The sequence below is a fragment of the Rapidithrix thailandica genome, from assembly GCF_039710355.1.
GTDB lineage: Bacteria > Bacteroidota > Bacteroidia > Cytophagales > Flammeovirgaceae > Rapidithrix > Rapidithrix thailandica.
The window spans coordinates 169,454-191,387 of the sequence record NZ_JBDKWZ010000004.1; the positions used below are offsets into that span (position 1 = coordinate 169,454).

The following is a 21,934-nucleotide window of genomic DNA, read 5'->3' on the forward strand; positions in this document are numbered from 1 at the left end:
ATTTACTTATTTTCAGCATGACTACAAGCGGTTTGTACTATTATTCTGTACAGCTTATGAAATTAGTTGCTTGAAATTCCTGTAAAGTGTAATTGTAATTGAAGAAAATCACCTTAAAAAATACGATCAAATGAAATATTGTCTTTTCGTTATATTAAGCTTTCTCATCGCCTGTACGGGCAACAACAAGCCTGAGGAAAATAAAGGGGTTTCCTTGGAATTGCATCTTCAAGAAACCCCTACTACAGCCAGCTTGAGAGGGCTTTCGGTGGTAACTACTTCTGTAGTATGGGCCAGTGGAAGTGGAGGAACGGTGATTCGTACTGTAGATGGGGGGACATCCTGGCAGGATTGCTCTGTACCGGGAGCGGATTCCTTAGATTTCAGGGATATTGAAGCTTTTAATGAAAACGTGGCCGTAATCCTTTCGGCCGGGTTGCCCGCCAGAGTTTATAAAACGGAAGATGGTGGCAAGTCCTGGGTCCTGAGATATGAAAACACTACGCAGGGTGTTTTTTTTGATGCGATGGACTTTTGGGACAATCAAGAAGGCGTAGCGTTTAGCGATCCGGTAGATGGAAAATTATTGATGATCCGGACTCAGGACCAAGGAAATACTTGGGAGGAATTTACAGAAACAGAGCGGCCAGAAACAAAAGAAGGGGAGGCGGGGTTTGCTGCCAGTGGTACTTGTTTGACTGTGTTACCCCCCGGGCATATATGGATAGGAACAGGGGGCAAAGCATCCCGGGTATTTCACTCGGTTGATAAGGGAAAAAGTTGGGAAGTGGCCAATACCCCGATGCTACAGGGGGAAGCCTCTACCGGAATTTTCTCTTTGGCATTTTGGAATGATAAAGAAGGACTTGCCGTAGGGGGTAACTATTTACAAGATACCTTGCAAAAGGCGAATGCAATGCATACAACTGACGGAGGAAAGACTTGGAGCCTCCTTTCTCTGGAAGGTACTACGGCCGGTTACCGTTCCGGCTTGGCGCTTGGAAAAACAGGGGGACAGAAGGTGGCTTTGGCGGTAGGAACTTCAGGTATGGATTATTCTTTGGATCAAGGAAATAGCTGGCAAAACTTTTCGAAAGAAGGGCAACATGCAGTAGCCTTTGCTCCGGAGGGGGGAGTGGCTTGGACTTCCGGGGCTGATGGAAAAGTGATGCAACTGTTGATAAAGGAAAAGAGTGAGAAAAAACCTGCTTTGTAACCTTGATGGGCCTGCTTGCGTGAAATGTAAGTATAGAATTAGTGTCAAAAATAACGAACCATCAAAAGAACTATGAAACTAGTAAAATCTTCCTTTGACAAAGTATTGTTTGGCGTTTGTGGCGGAATTGCTAAATATTTGAATCTCGACTCTACCATTGTCCGGATAGTATTTGTAATAGCGTCCGTTTTTGGAGTGGGATCACCGGTACTAATATATGTAATCCTGGCCTTGATTATGCCTAATGAATATTGATAAGTGCAAATAAACATATATTTTACCGTGGAAAACATCGTGCTTTCCACGGTTTTTTTATGTCTTAGTGATTGTATACTCCGTAGAGGAGTTGCGATCTCTTTGGACTCTAAATTGTGTGTTTAACGAAAATTTTCCAAATTCGCAGTGGTAAATAGAGTTAGAAATTTTACAAAATACAAATGAAACTACTAGAAGGAAAAAGTGCATTGATTACCGGAGCCTCTAAAGGCATCGGAAGAGCAATTGCTTTAAAGTTTGCTGAATTAGGGGCCAATGTGGCTTTTACCTATTTGTCAAGTGTGGAAAAAGGACAGGCTTTGGAAAAGGAATTGAGCGACTTAGGCGTAAAAGCCAAAGGATTCCGCTCGGATGCTTCCGATTTTGCCGCTGCTGAAGATTTGATCAAGAATTATTTGGAGGATTTCGGTTCTTTGGATGTATTGGTCAACAATGCCGGAATTACCAAAGACGGTTTGTTGATGCGTATGTCAGAAGAACAGTTTGACGATGTTATTCGCGTCAACTTGAAATCTGTTTTCAACTTGACCAAAGCGGCTACCCGTTCGATGATGAAACAGAAAAAAGGCTCGATTGTCAATATCAGTTCCGTAGTAGGGGTAAGAGGCAATGCCGGACAAGCGAACTATGCGGCTTCCAAAGCCGGGATCATTGGTTTTACAAAATCCGTAGCTCTGGAGTTAGGATCCAGAAATATCCGGGCGAACGTAGTCGCTCCCGGATTTATCGAAACTGAAATGACGGCCCAGTTGGATGAGAAAGTGGTGGACGAATGGAAAGAAGGAATCCCGTTGAAACGACCCGGTACGGCTATTGAAGTCGCAGAAGCAGTGGCTTTTTTGGGTTCCGATATGTCTACCTACATCACCGGACAAGTTGTGGAAATCAACGGGGGAATGAATACCTAAGAGGTGAGTGGGAAAATAAGATAAAGCAAAAGGGGCCGGACAGCCCCTTTTTTGTTGAAGTATAGGTTTTAGCTTTTAACAAATAACAAAAGCTTTTTGCGCTGAATACTTAATCATCCCGTTTGACATCTAAATCATCCCGGTCTTTTAATTTTTTATCTATCACGGCTTTGTTCAAAAACTGGTTCAACTGGTCTATGGAATAAGTGCTTTCAATTTCACCGGAAGAGTTGATTTTAATATCAAACCCGGAAAGGTCAGGGTGTACTTTGGGTCGTTTTTTATTTTTTTCTTTTTGACGTTTCATATCTGATCAAATTACGTATAATTTACCTTATAACAATCAAACAGCGGTTTTTTATTGAGAGTTCCGCAAATCTGTCTACGATGAGGCAAATGCGGAACACTGTTTAAATACACATAAATGTTTGGAATCCTTTCCAGGAAAACCAATGAAGAGTATGTTTTCATTCATAGTTACCGAATGAACATTCAGAATTTAGTTTTTTAGAAAGCTCTTATTGAAAAAGGGGGCTTTGAAGAAAAAAGGATGCCGGAATCAGAAATTTTGATTCCAAAGAATGAAATTTAAACAGACTCTAAGGGATAATCTCTATCTTCGAAGAGAAGAGAAAATTAAACTCATTAACCACTAAATAGAAAAAAGGCCACTTGGAACTGATCAAGACAGAACATATTACAAAGCGGTACTCCGAACACGTAGCATTGGATGATGTGAGCATAACCATTCCCACAGGAAGCATATTTGGGCTGTTGGGACCGAATGGGGCCGGAAAAACTTCACTGATCCGGATTATAACACAAATCACTGCGGCAGATGAAGGACGGGTGTATTTTCAAGAAGAAAAACTGGCCCCCCACCATGTTAGCAAAATAGGATATTTGCCGGAAGAACGGGGTTTGTATAAAAAAATGAAAGTGGGGGAGCAGTTGATTTACCTCAGTCAACTGAAAGGGCTTCGCAAAGCGGAAGTCAAGCGGAAATTAAAATACTGGATTGATAAATTTGAAATCGGATCTTGGTGGAACAAAACCGTAGAGGAACTGTCCAAAGGGATGCAACAAAAAGTGCAGTTTATCGCTACGGTATTGCACGAGCCGGAATTGTTGATTTTGGACGAACCTTTTTCCGGTTTCGATCCCATCAATGCGAACATTATTAAAGAAGAAATATTACAGTTGAGAGACAAGGGGGCCACCATTATCTTTTCCACACACCGTATGGAATCGGTGGAGGAACTGTGCGATTATATGGCTTTGCTCAACAAGTCGAAAAAGGTGCTGGATGGCAAAAAGAAGGATATCAAAGAAGCTTACCGTTCCAATACATTTATTGTCGATACCCAGGCCGAATTACCTCTGTTGCCCGCAGGCTATCAGGTAATTGCTTCCAACCGGCATGAAGACGGTTTTTTCAGGTCCCGGATCAAGTTAGATCCTCATATCGATACTAATGCGTTGCTCAGTCTGTTTACCGGTTTTACCACCGTATGTGGTTTGAAAGAGGATATTCCTTCGATTAATGATATCTTTATCGAGACAGTAAATCAAAGTCAGGTCCCTCAAAAACTAGTCATAAAGTGAACAAGATTTTTCTAATTATCAGCCGGGAATACATCACCCGTGTGCGCAAAAAGTCATTTATTGCCATGTCCATTATCGGGCCGCTTTTGATTGCGGCCTTGTATGCCGTACCTTTTTTATTAGCGGTGTACAACAATGAGGAGAAAGTGATTAAAGTGGTGGATGAGAGTGGTTTATTTATCGATAAATTTCACGATTCGGACAAGATTACATTCGTTTTTGAGGAACTCTCCTCCGATTTTCAACAAGTCAAGGAAAACTTTAAAGGAAGCTCTTACGATGCCCTTTTATATATTCCCGATTTGAATATAGAGCATCCCAAAGGCATCTCGATCTTTTCGGAAAAAGGAATTTCCAGCCTTTTACAAAACGATATTGAAAATACCATAGAAAAGGAAATAAGAGATATCAAACTGAAGCGTTCGGGGGTGGATGTACAGGTGTTGCAACAACTCAAAACGAATGTAAAGATCAATATCATTAGTTTAAACGGAGGAGGAGAAGAAAAACAAAGTGCAATTGCCGCTACGGTGGTAGGCGCTTTTGGTGGGATTTTAATTTATATGTTTACCTTTTTGTATGGAGCCCAGGTGATGCGGGGAATTATCGAAGAGAAATCAAACCGGATTGTGGAAGTGATGATTTCATCTGTGAAACCCTTTCAATTGATGATGGGGAAAATTTTGGGTATTGCAGGAGTAGGGCTGACCCAAATCCTTATTTGGGTGTTGTTAGGACTGGTCATTACCGGGGTGATTACCTCCGTGGTGGGCGTGGATTATGCCGATCTTCCCATCAATAAATCCGAGTTGATCCAAACACAATTAAACCAAGAGATACAGAGCAATCCCATGGACAGCGAATTTGTGAAGGGCTTACTCACCATCGATTATGTGTTTATAGTCATTGCCTTTGTCTTTTATTTTCTCTTTGGCTATTTGATGTATGCGGCTCTGTTCGGGGCTATTGGGGCGGCTGTGGATTCGGAGACCGACTCACAACAATTTATGTTGCCAGTGACTCTGCCGTTGATTTTATCCATCGTCATGTCCGGAGCAATTATTACCGAACCCAACGGAATGATCGCCTTTTGGATGTCCATGATTCCCTTTACTTCCCCGGTGGTGATGATGATCCGGTTGCCTTTTATTGGATTTTCCTGGGAGTTATTACTTTCTATGGGCCTATTGGTGTTGGGATTTATTGCAACTACCTGGGTGGCTGCCCGTATTTACCGGGTGGGAATCCTGATGTACGGTAAAAAGGTGACCTACAGGGAATTATCCAAGTGGTTATTTTTCAAATTTTAAAACCATGAAACGGCTTCGGGAAAGCCTCGTGTGTAAAAATTTTGGGTATGTCCTGACATTCCTTTAAAATAATTTTTAATCAACAACCTTTGAAGTATATTTGCTTCTGAATTCGAAGTCTGACTACTATTATAATTTATCACACAAATGGAGTTGACATCAGCTACAATTATCTCATCCATCATAGCATTTGCCATAGTAATTATACTATTGGTAATCCTGTTGCTTTTTGCACAATCAAAGCTAGTACAATCTGGTGATGTGAAAATTGTCATTAACGGAGACGAAGACAATCCTGTGGTTACTTCTGCGGGGTCTACGCTATTGACAACCTTATCAGGCCAGAAGATCTTTTTGCCATCTGCTTGCGGAGGTGGTGGTACTTGTGCCATGTGTAAATGCCAGGTAGACGAAGGTGGGGGAGATGTGCTGCCTACAGAAGTAGGTCACTTATCAAGAGCAGAACAGCAAGAAAACGTGCGTTTGGCTTGCCAAGTAAAGGTTAAAAACGACATGAAAATCCGCATTCCGGAAGAAATTTTCGGAATTAAAAAGTGGGAGTGCGAAGTGGTTTCCAACTACAACGTGGCTACTTTTATCAAGGAGTTTGTCGTGAAATTACCGGAAGGAGAAACGCTCGATTTCCAATCAGGAGGATATATCCAAATTGATGTACCTACTTGTCATGTGGATTTCAGCACCATGGAAATTGCTCCTCATCCGGAAGACCCGGCCGGTCCGGACAAGTTCCGCCCTGAATGGGACAAATTCGGCCTCTGGAGCTTGAAAATGAAAAATGATGAGCCTATTTTCCGGGCTTACTCTATGGCCAACCACCCTGCGGAAGGAAACATTGTCATGTTGAATATCCGTATTGCCACGCCACCTTGGGATAGAGCAAAAAATACTTGGATGGACGTAAATCCTGGAATTTGTTCTTCTTATGTTTTCTCTAGAAAACCCGGGGACAAAGTAACGATTTCCGGACCTTACGGAGAGTTCTTTATCAAAGATACCGGTAAGGAAATGATCTACGTAGGGGGTGGGGCAGGTATGGCTCCGTTGCGTTCGCATATCTTCCACTTATTCCATACGTTAAAATCTAACCGGAAGGTTTCTTTCTGGTACGGTGGCCGTTCCAGAAGAGAGCTTTTCTACACGGAGCACTTCCGTAAAATCGAAAAAGAATTTCCTAACTTTAGTTATCATATTGCACTTTCTGAACCATTGCCGGAAGATAAGTGGACAGTGAAGAAAGATATCGATGACAAAGAAGGCGAAGGATATGTAGGGTTCATTCACCAAGTGTTGATTGACAACTACTTGAAACACCATTCTGAACCGGAAGAAATTGAATTTTACTTCTGTGGGCCTCCAATGATGAACGCAGCTGTAATCAAGATGTGTGACGATTTTGGTATTCCACCGGAAAATGTATCGTTTGACGATTTTGGAGGATAATACCTGAATTATATCAATGAAATCCCTTCGGTCAGCCTTTGTGCTGACCGTTTTTTGTTTGAATAATCCTTATACTCCAAACGTAGAAATTACCTGATGAAACCCTAGAAATATTTTTGCTTAGAATAACTGTTCAAGAGAATGTTTTTCAGTGTATTGTGCATTGAATCAGTTGGTTAGATTAAAATTCCTTGAATGAATTATCCCGCCTGTCTAAAAGACGTGTTCTTTTTGTCTTATCAAAGTGAATTTCACTTGAATTATTTCCTTTCTATTTTAAAACAATGTAAATTTTAATATACCTTTGAATAGGGTGCTCAAATAATTTTGAACGACAATAATCTCTCATAAACCAATTCTCTTATATTTAGAGAACATAGTATTTGTTATGAATGAAAAATACATATTATTAGTAGAGGATAACCCGGAAGATGTTGAGTTTATCCTTTTGGCACTGAGAAAGAACAAAATATTTCATGATATCGTAGTGGCAAAAGATGGTGAAGAGGCTATTCAGTATCTTTTTGGAGAGAAGCAAGAAGGCAACTCTCCGGAAGTAGTATTATTGGATTTACAAATGCCTAAAGTACATGGGATGGAAGTTTTGAGAATGATCCGGGAAGATAAGCGCACCTGTAGTTTGCCGGTGTTTGTTTTGACTTCTTCCGATGAGTTAACAGACATTATCCGGAGTGTGGAGTTGGGTTCGGTGAAATACCTCAGTAAACCTCTCGAGTTTTCTGAGTTTGTAGAAGTATTAGGGAAAATTACCCCGCACTTAACTCTATAAAGCAAGATCTTGAAGTTGATAATATTTGTTAAACTTTAAGGGTGAATTGAGGAGAATAGTGCCTCGCCTTTTCACAAAATTTCGAGAAGGAATTTTGTGAAAAGGCATTTTGTTTTTCAAGTGGGCCTACCTGATGAACGTGCTTCAAGCGATGTCGTTAAAGCTTTCCAAACTCAATAACTAACAAAAACCTATCTGCAAAGCTCTCGTTTATAAATTACACATCACTACCTGATAATTTAGGGGGAAGCATTGAATTGTGGAAAAGTTAGTCAAAAATATCAACCAGGGATTCTTTTCAACCGTCTATGAGTGGGGAGTGGAGCATATTGTGTTTACCTTTCCGGTACATTTGTTTTTCATCCGTATCAAACAAAACCATATTCTTCTATTGTATTGGATCGTTTTGTTCGGGGTGATTAGTGAAAACATAGGGGCCACATTAGGCATTCCCACCTTATTTCTGGACCCTGAGTACAGGGGAGAGGTTAATTTTATCAGTTTCTTTATCATGGGCATGGCCATAGGTTTGTTTATCATGGCCTATCATATCACCTGTTATATCCTTGACAATTACCGCTACAGTTTTCTAATCAACTTTCGCTACCCCTTCTTGATTTTTTGTTTTAATAACAGTGTGATTCCGTTGGCTTTTATCGTGTATTATGTCGCTCAATTCGTATGGTTTCAGAAAGTCTACGAACAAGCCCAAATGGGAAGCCTGATCGCCCAGGTAGCGGGTTTTATGGTAGGTTTGGTGTTTATGTTGTTATTAATCACCGGCTACTTCCGGATGAGTAACCGGGGGCGCTTGCGGCACTTGGCAGAGAATGTGGATAAGAAATTGAAAAAAAACCGTATCCAACGGCAGAAGGTGATGAACCGCTTGCATGATGTTCAAAACCATAAAATTTTCATTCATTTCTACTTTCACCCTCCTTTCCGAATGAAAAAGATCAACCATTTTTATCCTTTTGACAGGGAAACGGTATTGCAGATCTTTAACCAAACCCAACTCAATGCTGTCATCATTTCGTTTGTCTCGTTTGTTTTCATTCTGTTATTAGGCTTATTCCGTGATCACGAATTGATACAGATTCCGGCAGCGGCCAGCGTAATATTATTATTCACCATTTTATTGATGTTATCCGGAGCCTTGTCCTACTGGTTCAAAGGCTGGTCGGTAAGTGTTGCCGCCATATTGCTTTTTGTCCTGTTGTTTTATTTTAAATGGGATTATAAGGATCCTTATCACAAAGCATTTGGGATGGATTACAGTTCTAAAGCACTTTATACGAACCGTAGAGTATATGAGCTAGCCAACAGTACCCATCAGGCAGAAGACAAACAACATACCTTACAAATGCTGAACAATTGGCGGGCGAAATTCCCCCCGGAAACAAAGCCCAAAATGATTCTGATGTGTTTTAGTGGAGGAGGCCAGCGCTCTGCGCTATGGGCTATCCGTACTTTACAGCATTTGGATAGCTCTTTAAACGGGCAATTGATGCAAAATACCTTTTTGATTACGGGTTCTTCAGGAGGGTTGTTTGGTGCAGCGTATTACCGGGAATTATACTTGAAAAAACAAAACGGGGAAGAGATCAACTTATACGACCCAGGGTATTTGGAGCGCATTTCCCGTGATAAATTGAACCCTACGGTCTTTTCAATGATTTCAGCAGATATGTTTTTCCGTTTTCATCGCTTTGATGTCAATGGGAAAACATACTTTAAGGACCGGGGCTATGCCATTGAAGATAAGTGGAATAAAGACACGGAATACTTTCTGGACAAGCCTTTGGACAGCTATGCCTTGCCTGAACAAGAGGCTAAGGTGCCCATGATGTTGATTACCCCAACGATCCTGAACGATGGGAGAAAGCTGTATATCGCTTCTCAGCCAGTATCTTATATGTTAAGAGGTGCACAAAGTCCCGGAGGAGTGAAAGGGATTGAGTTTAACCGCTTTTTTGAAGAGCAAGGTGCTCAAAATATGCGATTGACTACCGCGCTGAGAATGAATGCAACTTTCCCTTATATTACACCTACGGTGGTTTTGCCCAGCAATCCGGCCATGGAAGTGATGGATTCCGGCTATCTGGATAATTATGGTATCAATGATGCTGTCCGTTTTTTGAATGTATTTAAAGAGTGGCTTCAACAAAATACCTCTGGGGTAATTGTGATTTCCGTCCGGGATTCGGTGAAAGGGAGGTATATTGCACAAAATCCTAGAAAATCCTGGGTACAAGAATTACTATCTCCATTGAACAGTGTGTGGCATAGCTTGAGCTATTTGCAAGACCTTTCGAACGATCAGAGCATTGAATACGCTAAAAATTGGTATGACGGAAAATTATACTTGTTGGAATTCCAGTATCAAAACGGAGGGGATGAACATGGAAAAAGAAGGGCGGCTTTGAGTTGGAGGCTTTCCGAAAAAGAAAAAGAAGATGTATTGAATGCCATTTATTCCACACACAATAAAAAAGCAGCACGGGAGCTGTCCTACCTTTTGACCCACGAAGTGGAATAGGCGGGTGAATAGCACCCACCTTTGTTTCGAATATTTTAATTTACCCTTAGTCCGTTTTTACTTTTCTACTGAGCTTTTTGGGGATACCGGTATGTTGATCCAAGGTCTGGTATTTTTGTTTGGCAAACTTATGTTTTCGCTTGACACAGCCGGTTGATGTAATAGAAACCAAGAAAGCGAAAAGTACAATGCTGGTTAGTTGTTTAGGGAAAAGTTTCATGGTTTTGTGCATTAGGTGAATTTGTTTTACGTACGTGATGAACCGATTACCTTTCTACGACAATACATCTTAACTTCAGTGTTGGAATTCCTTACGAAAAAGCTGCAAAGTGGCAATTACCTCATGAAAGAATGCTCCCTGAAGTATGTATTTATAGTACGGCAATAGTGGGTAGTGTATTTACATAATCTATTCGGTAATGTGTTGGCTGGGCAAGTCTTTTGAAAGGGAGGCTTACCCGTAAAGTAATAGTTATGAGAGAAATGCGGATGTTTTGAACTTGTATAAAAACGGTATTATTGAATACGATTGCAAGTCACCATTGTTCTGGTGGAAGTGTACTTCGTAAGCAATGATGATATCTTGAGGAATAAAAGTGCTGGTTGATTTTATCAATCGTTGAGTTTAGAATACCCGAACGACTTTTAAAAAGCGTTTGGCGTAAAGTCCTTCCTTTAAATACGTGATGCAAACCTCCGGGTGTTTTTTGGAAGAAGACGCATGTATAAACTGTATTTCATCACCTTCTTCATTGAGAATGATCCCTACATGACCTGGGGTCCTGTTTTTCAAGTTGGTGCCGGTAAATACGATAACATCTCCTTTCCGGGCTTCATCTAATGAAATATCCTTACCAAAGCCTTGATAATACTTCGAAGACCTGGGTACTTCCAGATCAAAATTTTTGAATACGTAATATACAAAGCCTGAACAATCAAAACCTTTTGGAGAGGCACTGCCATAACGATAAGGAGTGCCCAATAGCTGTTGAGCAAATTGTACTATGCTATCAGGATCTGCCAATTCTTTCTTTTCCGGTGTATGGAAAAGCTTTGAGCAAAATAGAAAACTGGTGAAAATAGCTAATCCGCTTAGTTTAATCAATTTCGTACAGGTTTAAGGTTTGGCTCGTGCGATTTGTTTTAAAAGAGCCCTGAAAAAGTATAAGGGTTGGAATTGTTAATAGTTGGGAGCGAGAAGCTGTGATGTGTCTTCGTTAATTCCCGTAATTTTTATTTCTAACCTCCGGTTCTCATTATGTTTTTTCATAGAGCACTTTACCCCGTTTACACATTCATTGACGGGTTGTTGCTCTCCATAGCCAACAGCACTGACCCGGTGCACTTGAATGCCCGTGTTTTTAATAAAGTTTTTGGCAGCTTCTGCTTGGCTTTGAGAGAGCTCCAAGTTATATTCATCTTCCCCCCGGGAGTCCGTATGGCATCCCACTTCTATGGAAATACCGGGATTTTCTTTTAAAATATCGCTCACCTTACGCAATACATTTTGCCCTTGGCGGCTTAAATGGCTACTGTTTACAGAAAACAGCATTCCGTTAAACACCATTTTCTCTCCGATCTTGATTTCTTTCAACTCAATGGTATGTGAAAACACCTTTTCCGTGATCCCCTTCGTGCTGATTTGTTGTGCCGGAGTGCTGAAATAGAACGCCTTATAAGCCGAAAGGTCGTAGGTTTGATCCGGAGAAAGAAGAAAGTAGAATTGTCCCTGTGGATTGGTGAACAGGGCAAGTCGCTCCCCTGTTTTTTTATTGGTAAGCAATACTTCTGCTTTTGTAATGCCCTTTTGACTAGCTTGGTTGACTACTTGCCCTTTGGCTAGCAATCCCGTACCCAGGTGCATCGGAATTTCAATACTGATTCCTTCTCCGCTTTTAATTCTCCTTTTTTTCAAGTGAAGCTCTTGTGCCTGATAGCCCTCTTTGTAAAAAATAAGGCAATAGGCATGATCTCCGGTAAGTTCGACAAAAAACTTGCCTGTGAGATCGGTGTTTTGTGCCGGGGTTTCTTTATCTAACAAATATTTTCGAATGCCTCTGCTCGTATCTTGTTCTACACGGTAAACCAATACCTGTACCTGCTCCAAAGGCGTTTTTTTCTTTTTTTTGCCTGTATCGGTGATTATTTGGCCGGAAACGGAATATAGGTTTGCCGTCTGTGCCTGGGCAAAATGAGGGGCAACAACAGTGAAGAATAAAAGTGAAAATATAGTATGGAGTCTGCCAAATCGCATTCAGGTTGTTTTGTTAGTTTGAGTTATTTATTAGTTCGTTTTATTTTTATAACAATTATTACACCTAAATATGATAAAATAGGACTTCCCTAAAATTATTGAGGGTTTCTATACGAAGATAATGAAAAAAATACCGTAGAAGGGATTCTTTTGAGGAGCTTGTACTGCAACAGGTGTGGGAATAGGGGCGACTGCCCAGGTACAGCCGGCACCTGACAAGGTCGGAAGGTTATATTTCGATCATTGCCGGATGCCGGTTTAAAAAAATTAAGCCTCAAGGGTAGGGCTTTCCTTGGCTGCTTCTAAGCCCTTACTTTGCCTCAAGGCTTCAATTTTTTCCAAAGGTTTTTCTAATTGGTTTTTCCGGGTAGAGAGCAGGTAGCTGTATTCGGTTTTCGCTTCATCAATCTTTTTCCCCATCTTCTCCATCGACATTGTGAATTTTTCCCATTGCTTTTTGAAGCTTCCCATCAAAGAGAGAATTTGTGAGGCGGTTTGTTCCAATTGAAAATTGTCGATGGCCTGCCGCACAATGGACAAGATGGCATACAAGGTAAAAGGCGAAGAGATAATGACTTTATTGCGAAGAGCCTCTTCCAAAATCTCTTGCCCCTCTTGGTTGATAAAGCTGTAGACTTGCTCATTGGGAATAAAAATTAACACATAATCTACGGTGTTTTCATCGGGGTTGATATAATCTTTGGTTGTTACTTCTTTGATCCTTGCCTTTACATCCTTGAGAAACTGCTCTTTATGTTGCTTTTGTTCCTGTTCGGTGGAAGCATTTAAAAAACGCAAATAATTGTCCAATGGAAACTTTACGTCCATATTCAAAATGAGGGACTGAGGCAACATAAAGGTAAAGTCCGGGCGCTTGTTATTACTGGCCAATGACTTTTGTTTGAAGTAATTAATGCCTTCTACAAAGCCGGCCAATTGAAGTACATCTTCGGCCATGCGCTCCCCCCATTGTCCTCGTATCTTCGTATTTGTGAGTGCGTTTTTTAACTGTTCTGTAGTGCTTTGTAATTGGGTAGTTTGTTCTACACTGGCTTTTAACTGTTGGGAAAGCTGCCCGAATTTATGTACCCGGTCTTTTTCCAGTTCGATAATCAGTCTGCGCATTTGATCCAATTCCGAACGCATATCGGAGATCGATCCGTCAATGTTTTTTTTCTTGTGTTCCAGATCTTTTTCTCCTGACTGTATTTGCTCATTCAGTTTCACATTGGCGATGCGCAAGAAATCATGCGAATTTCGAGAAAGTGCTTCATTGGACAAGGCGCCAAATACTTCCCGAAGTTGTTTTAACAACAATTCGATTTCCCGGTTTTTTTCAGTTAAGAGTTTTTCGTACAGGTCTCCGGCCACATTGGATCTTGCCCTTTTTTCCATGCTGAGAATGATATACACGATACCGCCTCCCAGAACAAAACCGATAATGAATACGACAAATGAATTCATAAGTAAATCGCTGGTTTATAGTGAGTTTGTAGGTAGATTTTTGCAATTAGGTTGAAAATGATAAATTTTAAAACATTTAAGGCTATTCAGGTTAACAAAATTACAAAAATAAAGCATAGAAGTGGTTTAAACGTATAGTTTTTGACCGAAGATGGAATCAAAATCGGCTCATCAAGGCACTTTTTGAAGAGAATAGCCAAAGCTATTGTTGAGAAAAGTAAGACAGAGGAGGCCTTTTTGAAACATTTTTTAGGAAAAAGAAAAAGGTTAATTCACTTCATAATTAAAATAAGGTTTCTTCTTCTCTGAGAATTGTTTATTTTACTATGCTTGACAGAGCATTGCTTTTTTATGTTTAATAAACAACCCTCCTTTTATGAACACTGATGCAAATTTTGTCCCTTACGTACGGGATACTTATCCGCCTGAAGAAATGGAAATACGAGCGAAAGAATTTCATGAATTTATGGAGCAGCGCAGAACGGTACGGCAGTTTTCTTCCAAACCGATACCCAAGGCTGTAATGGAACAAATAGTAATGACGGCTTCTACGGCTCCATCAGGGGCCCATAAGCAACCCTGGACTTTTTGTGCCGTATCCAATGCCGAATTGAAAAGCAAAATCCGGGAAGCTGCCGAAAAAGAGGAGTATACCAATTACCATGGGCGAATGTCGGATACTTGGTTAAAAGATCTGGAGCCTTTTGCTACCGATTGGCACAAACCTTTTCTGGAAGAGGCCCCCTGGCTGATCATCGTGTTTAAACGGGCGTATGAGTTAGATGAGGATGGACAAAAGCACAATAATTATTATGTAAACGAATCGGTGGGTTTGGCTTGTGGCTTTTTGTTGGCAGCGGTTCATCAGGCGGGTTTGGTGGCTTTGACACATACCCCCAGCCCAATGAATTTTTTAACCAAAGTGCTCAGTCGCCCGGAAAATGAAAGAGCTTTTTTATTGATTCCGGTGGGTTATCCTCCTGAGCAAGTGAAGGTTCCGAAATTGACCCGCAAAAAAGTGGATCAGGTCATTGAATTTTATGAGTAAAACCGGATAAGGTTTCTTCTTCTTGCTTGACCAGGATTTGATGATCCAAATGTTGAAGCAAGGCTTGACTTTTTTCCGAATCGAGATAGGTATAGTAATTTAACAGCATACTAATCTCGCTGCGATACACTTTCAGGTTATTGATTTCTCCCAGCCAGTTTTGGATCTTTTTATATTGACGGGCTGCTTCAGCATAATTTTTATCCAAAGCAAATTCCACATAAGTACAAGTGTATCGCAGTTTTTTGGCTTGTATCCTTACGGCATGTAGTGCTTCCAGCGTTTCCGGGCTTTGCTCTCCGTGTTGCTCTTTCATCGTTTCGTATTTCTGTAATCTGCTGTCAAATTTTGCCATAAGCTTAAGCAGGGTTGCATGGGCATCCAACTTGCAGATATAACCGGGCAAATGTAAACACATAAAATCTTCCCAAAGTAACATCAATGGTTCATTATAGTCATTTGGGAGTTGTAAACCTATCTGAAGTCGTTTCATTTTACGGAGTTTTCTGATTACTTTCAACAGTGCTTTGTCAACAGGGACCTGCTCTTTTAAATGTTGCAGATCTTCCAATAAGACGTCCAGGTCCCTGATTTCTCCCAAAGCCTTTTCAATGTTTTGTAACGTTGTGTAAAACCGGCCGGCTACGGTGTTTTCGTCTTTTGTATCTTCTTGAATCAAAAATTTAAGCAATGTCAATAACTTGCGTAAATGGACTCTGGTTTGGTGTAAATCTTCAATGTCTTTGAACTTGAGGCTTTGATGATAGCGTTTTTTAAACTTTTTGAAAATACGTTTAAATTGTTTTTTCCAAAGTTGAAGGTTGTCCGTGTTCTTATGTATATCAGTCATCATTATTGGTAGGTTAGGTAAGCCATATCCATTCATTCAAGCTGCGAAGGAGTTAAAGCCGTGATGCCTTCAACTTTTTCGCGGACCTTATTTGATTTCATGCTGTATTATCCGGCCGTTATATTCTTTATGAAAAATGGGCGACCTTTTCAGTAATTTGAGGAAGAGTAAGAATAAAAAAATTCCCCCTTCCTTTTAGATAAAAAAGAGAAGAGGGGGAGTAAGTTCGCAATACGTATCCGGAAGCGTAATTATTTGGAATATAACCTTCCATGAAAAACTATTTTTTAAAAAGCCATTTATAGAAGGGGAGTTTTTTGTTGTAATTGGAATGTGCTTCAATATCCAACACCTTTAATTTATGCCCTTTCACTTTAAAGTTGGCCTCTCCCGATTTGGGATTGAGCAATTGTCGTACTTTTTGCCAACCAATAAATCCTCCGATACTCCGGTCATCAATAAAAACATCGGCATCGACTTTACGGCTGTATAAATCCGCGTCAAAACTTTCATTGGGAAAGCTGTGGTTGACAGCATAAAATTCCACACCCCGGTCGCGGCAAAACTTTACCGCTTCTTCCAGTTCTTCCCCATGCCGGAAAGTCCAAAGAATTAAGCGATGGCCTTGTGCCTGCATTTCCCGGAGTACTTCAAAGGCATTAATCATTTCCGGACCGATATCCGGATACTTGTTTTCTACAATCGTCCCGTCAAAATCGACAGCTATTTTAAGTTGCTTGTTTACTTCCATAATGCTATTGAGAAAAACCTCTAGTGATTAAATGGTAAATTTGTAATGTTGCTTTTAGGCTTCTATCTTGCTTTTTGAGCTTGGACCGGATAAGAAGCATGGATTTGTTGACTGTTAAATACTTCGTAAAAAAAGCCCGGATTAATTATCTTTAGGGTAGGATTATATTTCAGTTGTTGGGTTGAAAAATCAATCCTAAACCGGCCATTTCCGCTATCAATGATGAAGTTTACATATACGTTTAATCAGACTGACTATCTTTTGACTTGGAGGGGACGTATAGATAATAAAATGCCCTCCGCTTCAGTGTAGTAATTTTTTTAATCTGCAAAATAATAAATAGCTTGTTGATTAAAGAAACGAACAAAGAGAAGAATCCAATAATTAGTGAAGTTTATGGAAAGTGTCCCTTTTAGAATTGAGTTATACGATGGTTTTGCAGAAACCCGAGGCATCTTGCGCTTGGAAAATGAAAGTGTTTTTTTAGAATTTGAAACGAAAGATAGTTTTTTTGGGGTGATTAAGTCCGGGGTTCAGAGTATTGATATTCCATTGAAGTATTTATCTTCGGCACACTTAGCCAAAAGTATTTTTGGTAATAAAATTATTTTGCATGCTCACAGTCTGAAAGCCTTCGAAAAGTTTCCTTCCAGCTCTTCCGGAGAACTGAAATTAGGCATTAAACGCAAATTTAAACATCAGGCAGAAAACTTGGTGACAAACATCAACCTCAAAATTTCCGAAGAACGTTTGAAAGCTCTCAGTGAAGATAACGGATCCTCTAATCAATTAGAGCAATAAAAGGGGCGGCTCTTCCGAATTGAAACGAGAGGTCCTTTGCCGAATCTACCGGACTCGTATTTATTAAAATATCATCTTTTACCAGCCCATGTACACACAAACAGAATATATCCTTTTCATCTGTACCGGTAATTTTTATAGAAGTCGTTTTGCCGAGTATTATTTCAACTTTCTGACGACTCAAATGGGAGGTACGCAAAAAGCTTTTTCCCGTGGGCTGGAAGTCTTTATGGCACGCAACCGCAAAAAAGGAGCTTTGTCTCAGGAAGTACTCGCCTACCTCAAGCAGCTAGAGATACCTCTGGAAACTAATCAACGATACCCCCGGCAACTACTAATGGCAGACTTGCAAAAGGCAAGCAAAGTCATCGCATTGGATGAAACTGAGCACCGGAAAATGTTTCAGCGGTATTACCCGCAGTATGTATCCGGCGTGGAGTTTTGGAAGGTACACGATGTGGACCGCACAACTCCCGAAGAGGCTTTACCTGCGATAAAATTATTAATCGATCGGATGTTTGGTCAGTAAGTTTATTTTACAAGATAATAAGCACAAGTGGTTAAGAAATTACGCAGAAAAGGGAGGTGGTTTACCAGAGGAATTTGTTGGCGTTGCTTTAACCGGAATTTGTATTCATAAATAGGGTTGACTAAATAAAAACGCTGGTGGGTAATTTGAAAATCAGATTTTTTAGCCAGTTTTTCAAAACGCTCTATCGACAAGCCTGTTTGTTTGATATCCAATAATTCTCGCACTGTCCCTTCGCTTTCTCCCATTGAACTCAACAGCGATTTGTAGAAAAACGCAGGAAGTAAGTGGTAATACGGCAGTTTGCTAAGCAGGCTGTTTTGGCAAATTTGCTGATGGCCGCCAAAAGGCATTTGCCAAGGGGGGAAGCCAAAAAATACATGACCGTTGGGTGCCAGGATCTTCTTTAGCAGTTCAAAAAGTTGAGGCTTATGATGAATATGTTCAATCACATCTTTTAATACGATGAGGTCAAACCTTACGGGCAGTTCCTCCTCAAAATCAACATCAAAGATATTTTTATGGATTAAGTGTACCAGGCCTTCTTGCATCTCTTTTTGAAGTAACCGTTGAGCGGAAGCATACATGGTTGGGTTCAACTCAACGCCATATACTTGACAGCCCGCTTCTAAGAAGCCTTTTAACACTCCTCCGTCTCCACTGCCAATCTCCAGGATTTTTGCCTTTGTAGGGAGGTCATACCGCTCGCGTATAAAGGGAATGACATGGTTGAGGGTAGCTTTTCTCAGGTATTCGAAATAGATGCTCCGGTCTTTATGAAAGTCAAATGCCATGAAGTTTGAGTCCGTTTGTGATGATTATATTCATTCGGGTGTTTGAAGCAATTTCTGCAAGGAGCAAATATAAATTGAGCGGTATTAATTATTTGCTTTCAAAGTGATTTCTGTAAGATTTTTTTCAAAATACTTAATGCAGGGTTTACACAATGGTCATAATATGTTATTTCGCCTGTTGCCAGTATTCAAGGGGTTTCTTCTAGTTTTGTCGGGATTTAAACTTTCAGTAAAGCGTATTTTCCGCTAATATTACTATCATAGGATAAATTGTGGTAGAGTCAGGTTGTTTTACATCCTGACTCTGTTTATTTTGAATGATCCTAAATTGGGAAAATGCTAAACATACGCTGTTGCTATATTGCCGTATATTTTTCCCTTTTTACCAATTAAAAAATACGGCATTGGCCAATAAGATTTTGCCACTGTACCAAAACCCTCTGAATACAGGAGAGTCGGCAAAATAGACAAGCTGGCCACTGCCATAACTTTCCGTACCGATCACCAGGGAGGCTTTTAGTTGTTGCTTTACTTTGTGCCCGGTAAACCCGCTTACAGGCTCAGCCTCTTTAATCACTCCTACATTCCAGCCGCCCGATGATAAATAAGGGTAAGCTTTGGCATTGCGTTTCATACTGAAGGTATAGGAGCCTTCTCCAAAACTAAGTGGGTGGGTTTCATCCAGGTAAACTTTGTAAATACTACCCGGTACGCTGGAAGAAATCCCTTCACGTTGGGTATTCCCATATTTTTTTAACAGTTGATCGTTTGACGGTTGGGTTTTGTTATCCGAAGCCTGGTCGGCTTCCATTCGCTGGAAAAGCTTGGTTTTGGAAGTCAAGGTGCTTTGAATGGCTTTTTCCAAAACAATCAACCGGCCTCCTTTGGAGGTAAAATCTAATAGCAACTCCCGGTATTCCTGATAATCTCCGGAAGGAAGAATAAGGACATTGAATTTGCTTAAATCTACTTTTTCCAAATAGTCGGTGCGCAAGTTGGTGACGGGAAATTGCAGGTCTTGTTCAAAGTAGTGCCAAAGCTCTCCAAAGGCCGTGGGGGAAACTTCCGGACCGCTGATTAAAGCAATGGATGGCTTGGAAATATAGGTCATATACCCGGAGCCTAAATCCTTGCCCGAATGCATAAATCCCGTAGATGTACTGTGTAGTTGAACTTTACTTTGATCGGCTGCTTCTCGTACTACTTTTCCCAAAGGCTCTTCCAGGTGCCCATTGTCGGCTTGAGTAATGACCAAACTTCCTCGTTGGTATTCTATGCCATTTATACTGAAAGGCTCCATGGCAAATCTGACATTGATAGTTTGCTGAAGTACTGCAGCCAAAAAGTGTACACTTCCCAAAGCATCCCAATGGACAATATAGGCATAGCTATTTTCCTCAATACCTTTGTTTTCAGTAAAGGGAGGTAAGCTTCCTTCCTTAGGAACAAATGCTTTTTCACCCTTAAGTTGATAGGCATCCAAATTATACACATATGGCAATGCCCAAGAAGTTAAGTCATAGGTGAGCGAATCTTCCAGTTCAGGATGAGGGTCCATCACAACTTGTAACAACTGTGCTTTGGGTTGGAGGGTGGAAATGACAATATCCTTAGGGTCGAGTGAAAGGTTTTTGGTTGTATTAGTTTTATAATGGAAGCCTCTCAAGTTTTTGATATGGCTATTCCCTTGAGGATGTCCGTAGCGAATTCCTTGTTTATCCAATAAGGTCAGAAAGTCTTTGATCCTTCCTTCCGGGTTGGTATTTTTGATTACATAGGTTGTCGGAGTGGGCTGGGTTTGAAAGTACTTTTCAAACTCTTGAAGCAACTGTTCCCTATGTAAATACGCGGACTCGATGGTAGATAAACTGGCTTCATAATGATGAAGCATACGGTCTGCCAACGTCAATGGGATACCCGTTTGAGCGTCTTGCAATATGCGTCCGGCTTTTCCATGTCCTGATTGTTCGTAAGTAAAGCCGACTGCACCTTGAAAAGTGGGCCAGGTATCTCCATAGCTGGGGTAGAACAAATCAAATACTTCTTTAGAGAAATAAAGCCAATTGTTTTGGTCAAAATACTTGCTGTGATTTTGGGCAACATGTTGTTGAAACTCTTTTTGCCACTGGGAGATGGCTGGATGTAGCGGTGCGGCTGCCGGGCCAAAAAAATAAGAATTTCCACTGCTCATTTCATGCAAATCCACATGCACATGAGGCATCCATTGTTGGTAAATTTTAGTCCGGCAGGCACTTTCTTGTTGTGTTTGCCATAGCCAGTCCCGGTTTAAATCAAATAAATAGTGGTTGAACCGCCCGGTAGGCCAAGGCTCCCAATGTTCACTGGCACTTATCTCAGGGTTGGGATGCGTATGGCTTGTCTGGCGATACCAATTGACATACCTTTCACGGCCATCGGGGTTTTCACAAGGGTCTACTACCACCAAGGTATTGTCCAGCCAAGTTGCGATGTCCTGGTTTTCACCGGTCGCCAAAGAGTAAAGGACTTTCATGGCGGCTTCAGTACCGGCGGCTTCATTGCCATGAATATTATAACTCAGCCATACAATGGGAATTTCTTTGGCAACAGCTGCTTCATGGCTCAGCTTTATCTTGGAAAGGTGCTTTAAGCGAATCTGTTCAAGGTTTTGTAGGTTTTCAGGAGAAGAAATGAATGCCAGAAGTAAAGGGCGGCCTTCGTAGGTTTCTCCATACCGGACCACTTTTACCCGGGGGGAGAGGGCATCAATATGTTCGAAATAATCGATGACCTGATGATGAAAGGTGAACTGTTGGCCTAGTGGATAATGTAAAAAGGCACTGGGGGACTGTAAAGCTTGTGCATATGAAAAAAGTACAGAGCAAAGAAAATACAGCAATAGCAAATATTTGTTCATAGGTTTAAGGTATTTTTATGTTTGGGGAACCCGCAGTTTTTATGAAAAGATACAAACTCCTGAACAAAATAACCGAATGCAACGGATATTAGCCGCATGCCGGAGTGAAATTTCAATAGCTGTGATAGGAAGTACTTTAATAATTAATCGGCAAGGCGTAGAAAGCATTTGAGAACTTTTCAGCCATCTTGCTTTTTTAGTCCGGCCATTACCGGATGACTTAGTCAGGAAATTATATAATTATTCAAAGTACTTCATTGATTATCAAAATAAAATAGTACATTTCCAGATTCATTCCGGGTGGTATCGCACTTGTTTTAGACCGGGTACGGTTTGAGTTTTTGGGAGGAGTCGATAAAATCTTTTTAAGTGGATGAAAGCAATTCTGTATAGGTCTTTACAGACAGTGGAAAACCCTTGTAAATCAATTAGCAGCGTGTGC

20 protein-coding genes are annotated in these 21,934 nt (G+C 40.7%); 11 read left to right on the plus strand and 9 right to left on the minus strand.

Translation table 11 applies throughout. The features are described from left to right. The first annotated feature begins 130 nt into the window (after positions 1-130). The 3 genes from AAG747_RS08455 (at position 131) to fabG (ending at position 2,400) form a co-directional block, all read left to right on the plus strand. Positions 131-1,216 carry a WD40/YVTN/BNR-like repeat-containing protein gene (locus tag AAG747_RS08455; RefSeq protein WP_346820719.1) on the plus strand — a complete coding sequence of 362 codons (1,086 nt, stop codon included), beginning with the start codon at positions 131-133 and terminating at the stop codon, positions 1,214-1,216. A gap of 72 nt (positions 1,217-1,288) precedes the next feature. Next, positions 1,289-1,471 (plus strand): PspC domain-containing protein, encoded by a 183-nt coding sequence (locus tag AAG747_RS08460; RefSeq protein ID WP_346820720.1) that lies wholly within the window; start codon positions 1,289-1,291, stop codon positions 1,469-1,471. A 182-nt stretch (positions 1,472-1,653) separates the two neighbouring features. After that, positions 1,654-2,400, plus strand: coding sequence for a 3-oxoacyl-[acyl-carrier-protein] reductase (fabG, locus tag AAG747_RS08465; RefSeq protein ID WP_346820721.1), 747 nt, complete (start codon positions 1,654-1,656; stop codon positions 2,398-2,400). Between the two features lie 109 nt (positions 2,401-2,509). Here the strand turns inward: fabG and AAG747_RS08470 are convergent, their stop codons facing one another. Then, positions 2,510-2,707: a hypothetical protein gene (locus AAG747_RS08470; RefSeq protein WP_346820722.1), complete on the minus strand. Its 198-nt coding sequence runs from the start codon at positions 2,705-2,707 to the stop codon at positions 2,510-2,512. Positions 2,708-3,072: 365 nt separating this feature from the next. Here AAG747_RS08470 and AAG747_RS08475 point away from each other — a divergent pair, with 365 nt between their 5' ends. The 5 genes from AAG747_RS08475 to AAG747_RS08495 all read left to right on the plus strand — a co-directional run bounded on the left by AAG747_RS08475 (position 3,073) and on the right by AAG747_RS08495 (position 10,105). Beyond that, entirely contained in the window at positions 3,073-4,005 is a 933-nt protein-coding gene (locus AAG747_RS08475) for an ABC transporter ATP-binding protein (RefSeq protein WP_346820723.1), read from the plus strand. Next, positions 4,002-5,315: an ABC transporter permease gene (locus tag AAG747_RS08480; protein ID WP_346820724.1), complete on the plus strand. Its 1,314-nt coding sequence runs from the start codon at positions 4,002-4,004 to the stop codon at positions 5,313-5,315. The genes AAG747_RS08475 and AAG747_RS08480 overlap by 4 nt, the downstream gene beginning before the upstream one ends. Positions 5,316-5,462: 147 nt before the next feature. Beyond that, positions 5,463-6,776 (plus strand): NADH:ubiquinone reductase (Na(+)-transporting) subunit F, encoded by a 1,314-nt coding sequence (gene nqrF / locus AAG747_RS08485; protein WP_346820725.1) that lies wholly within the window; start codon positions 5,463-5,465, stop codon positions 6,774-6,776. 388 nt (positions 6,777-7,164) lie between these two features. Beyond that, positions 7,165-7,566: a response regulator gene (locus AAG747_RS08490; RefSeq protein WP_346820726.1), complete on the plus strand. Its 402-nt coding sequence runs from the start codon at positions 7,165-7,167 to the stop codon at positions 7,564-7,566. Between the two features lie 259 nt (positions 7,567-7,825). Further along, positions 7,826-10,105: a patatin-like phospholipase family protein gene (locus AAG747_RS08495; RefSeq protein WP_346820727.1), complete on the plus strand. Its 2,280-nt coding sequence runs from the start codon at positions 7,826-7,828 to the stop codon at positions 10,103-10,105. A gap of 46 nt (positions 10,106-10,151) precedes the next feature. Here AAG747_RS08495 and AAG747_RS08500 read toward each other — a convergent pair whose 3' ends face one another. From AAG747_RS08500 to AAG747_RS08515, 4 genes are all read right to left on the minus strand, one after another. Beyond that, the gene (locus AAG747_RS08500; RefSeq protein ID WP_346820728.1) at positions 10,152-10,325 is read right to left on the minus strand and encodes a hypothetical protein; all 174 of its coding nucleotides are present in this window, start codon (positions 10,323-10,325) and stop codon (positions 10,152-10,154) included. A gap of 405 nt (positions 10,326-10,730) precedes the next feature. Next, entirely contained in the window at positions 10,731-11,210 is a 480-nt protein-coding gene (locus AAG747_RS08505) for a C40 family peptidase (RefSeq protein WP_346820729.1), read from the minus strand. A 75-nt stretch (positions 11,211-11,285) separates the two neighbouring features. Then, positions 11,286-12,359, minus strand: coding sequence for an OmpA family protein (locus AAG747_RS08510; RefSeq protein WP_346820730.1), 1,074 nt, complete (start codon positions 12,357-12,359; stop codon positions 11,286-11,288). A 267-nt stretch (positions 12,360-12,626) separates the two neighbouring features. Further along, a complete protein-coding gene (locus AAG747_RS08515) occupies positions 12,627-13,823 on the minus strand; it encodes a DNA recombination protein RmuC (RefSeq protein ID WP_346820731.1) in 1,197 nt (398 codons plus the stop codon). A gap of 376 nt (positions 13,824-14,199) precedes the next feature. Between AAG747_RS08515 and AAG747_RS08520 the strand changes: the two genes are divergently transcribed. Next, complete coding sequence (locus tag AAG747_RS08520) at positions 14,200-14,871, plus strand: nitroreductase family protein (RefSeq protein WP_346820732.1); 672 nt, start codon at positions 14,200-14,202, stop codon at positions 14,869-14,871. On the opposite strand, the gene AAG747_RS08525 is transcribed toward AAG747_RS08520, so the two are convergent. After that, the gene (locus AAG747_RS08525; RefSeq protein ID WP_346820733.1) at positions 14,852-15,724 is read right to left on the minus strand and encodes a CHAD domain-containing protein; all 873 of its coding nucleotides are present in this window, start codon (positions 15,722-15,724) and stop codon (positions 14,852-14,854) included. The two genes, AAG747_RS08520 and AAG747_RS08525, sit on opposite strands and share 20 nt — an antisense overlap. Positions 15,725-16,001: 277 nt before the next feature. Next, positions 16,002-16,472 carry a BT0820 family HAD-type phosphatase gene (locus tag AAG747_RS08530; protein ID WP_346820734.1) on the minus strand — a complete coding sequence of 157 codons (471 nt, stop codon included), beginning with the start codon at positions 16,470-16,472 and terminating at the stop codon, positions 16,002-16,004. 396 nt (positions 16,473-16,868) lie between these two features. Here AAG747_RS08530 and AAG747_RS08535 point away from each other — a divergent pair, with 396 nt between their 5' ends. Both AAG747_RS08535 and AAG747_RS08540 read left to right on the plus strand, forming a co-directional pair. Beyond that, entirely contained in the window at positions 16,869-17,273 is a 405-nt protein-coding gene (locus AAG747_RS08535; protein WP_346820735.1) for a hypothetical protein, read from the plus strand. 88 nt (positions 17,274-17,361) lie between these two features. Beyond that, on the plus strand, positions 17,362-17,802 hold the full coding sequence (locus tag AAG747_RS08540; protein ID WP_346820736.1) for an arsenate reductase/protein-tyrosine-phosphatase family protein: 441 nt from the start codon (positions 17,362-17,364) through the stop codon (positions 17,800-17,802). 2 nt (positions 17,803-17,804) lie between these two features. Here the strand turns inward: AAG747_RS08540 and AAG747_RS08545 are convergent, their stop codons facing one another. Both AAG747_RS08545 and AAG747_RS08550 read right to left on the minus strand, forming a co-directional pair. Further along, positions 17,805-18,596 (minus strand): class I SAM-dependent methyltransferase, encoded by a 792-nt coding sequence (locus AAG747_RS08545; RefSeq protein ID WP_346820737.1) that lies wholly within the window; start codon positions 18,594-18,596, stop codon positions 17,805-17,807. Between the two features lie 382 nt (positions 18,597-18,978). Next, positions 18,979-21,492: a M14 metallopeptidase family protein gene (locus AAG747_RS08550; RefSeq protein WP_346820738.1), complete on the minus strand. Its 2,514-nt coding sequence runs from the start codon at positions 21,490-21,492 to the stop codon at positions 18,979-18,981. Between the last annotated feature and the right edge of the window lie 442 nt (positions 21,493-21,934).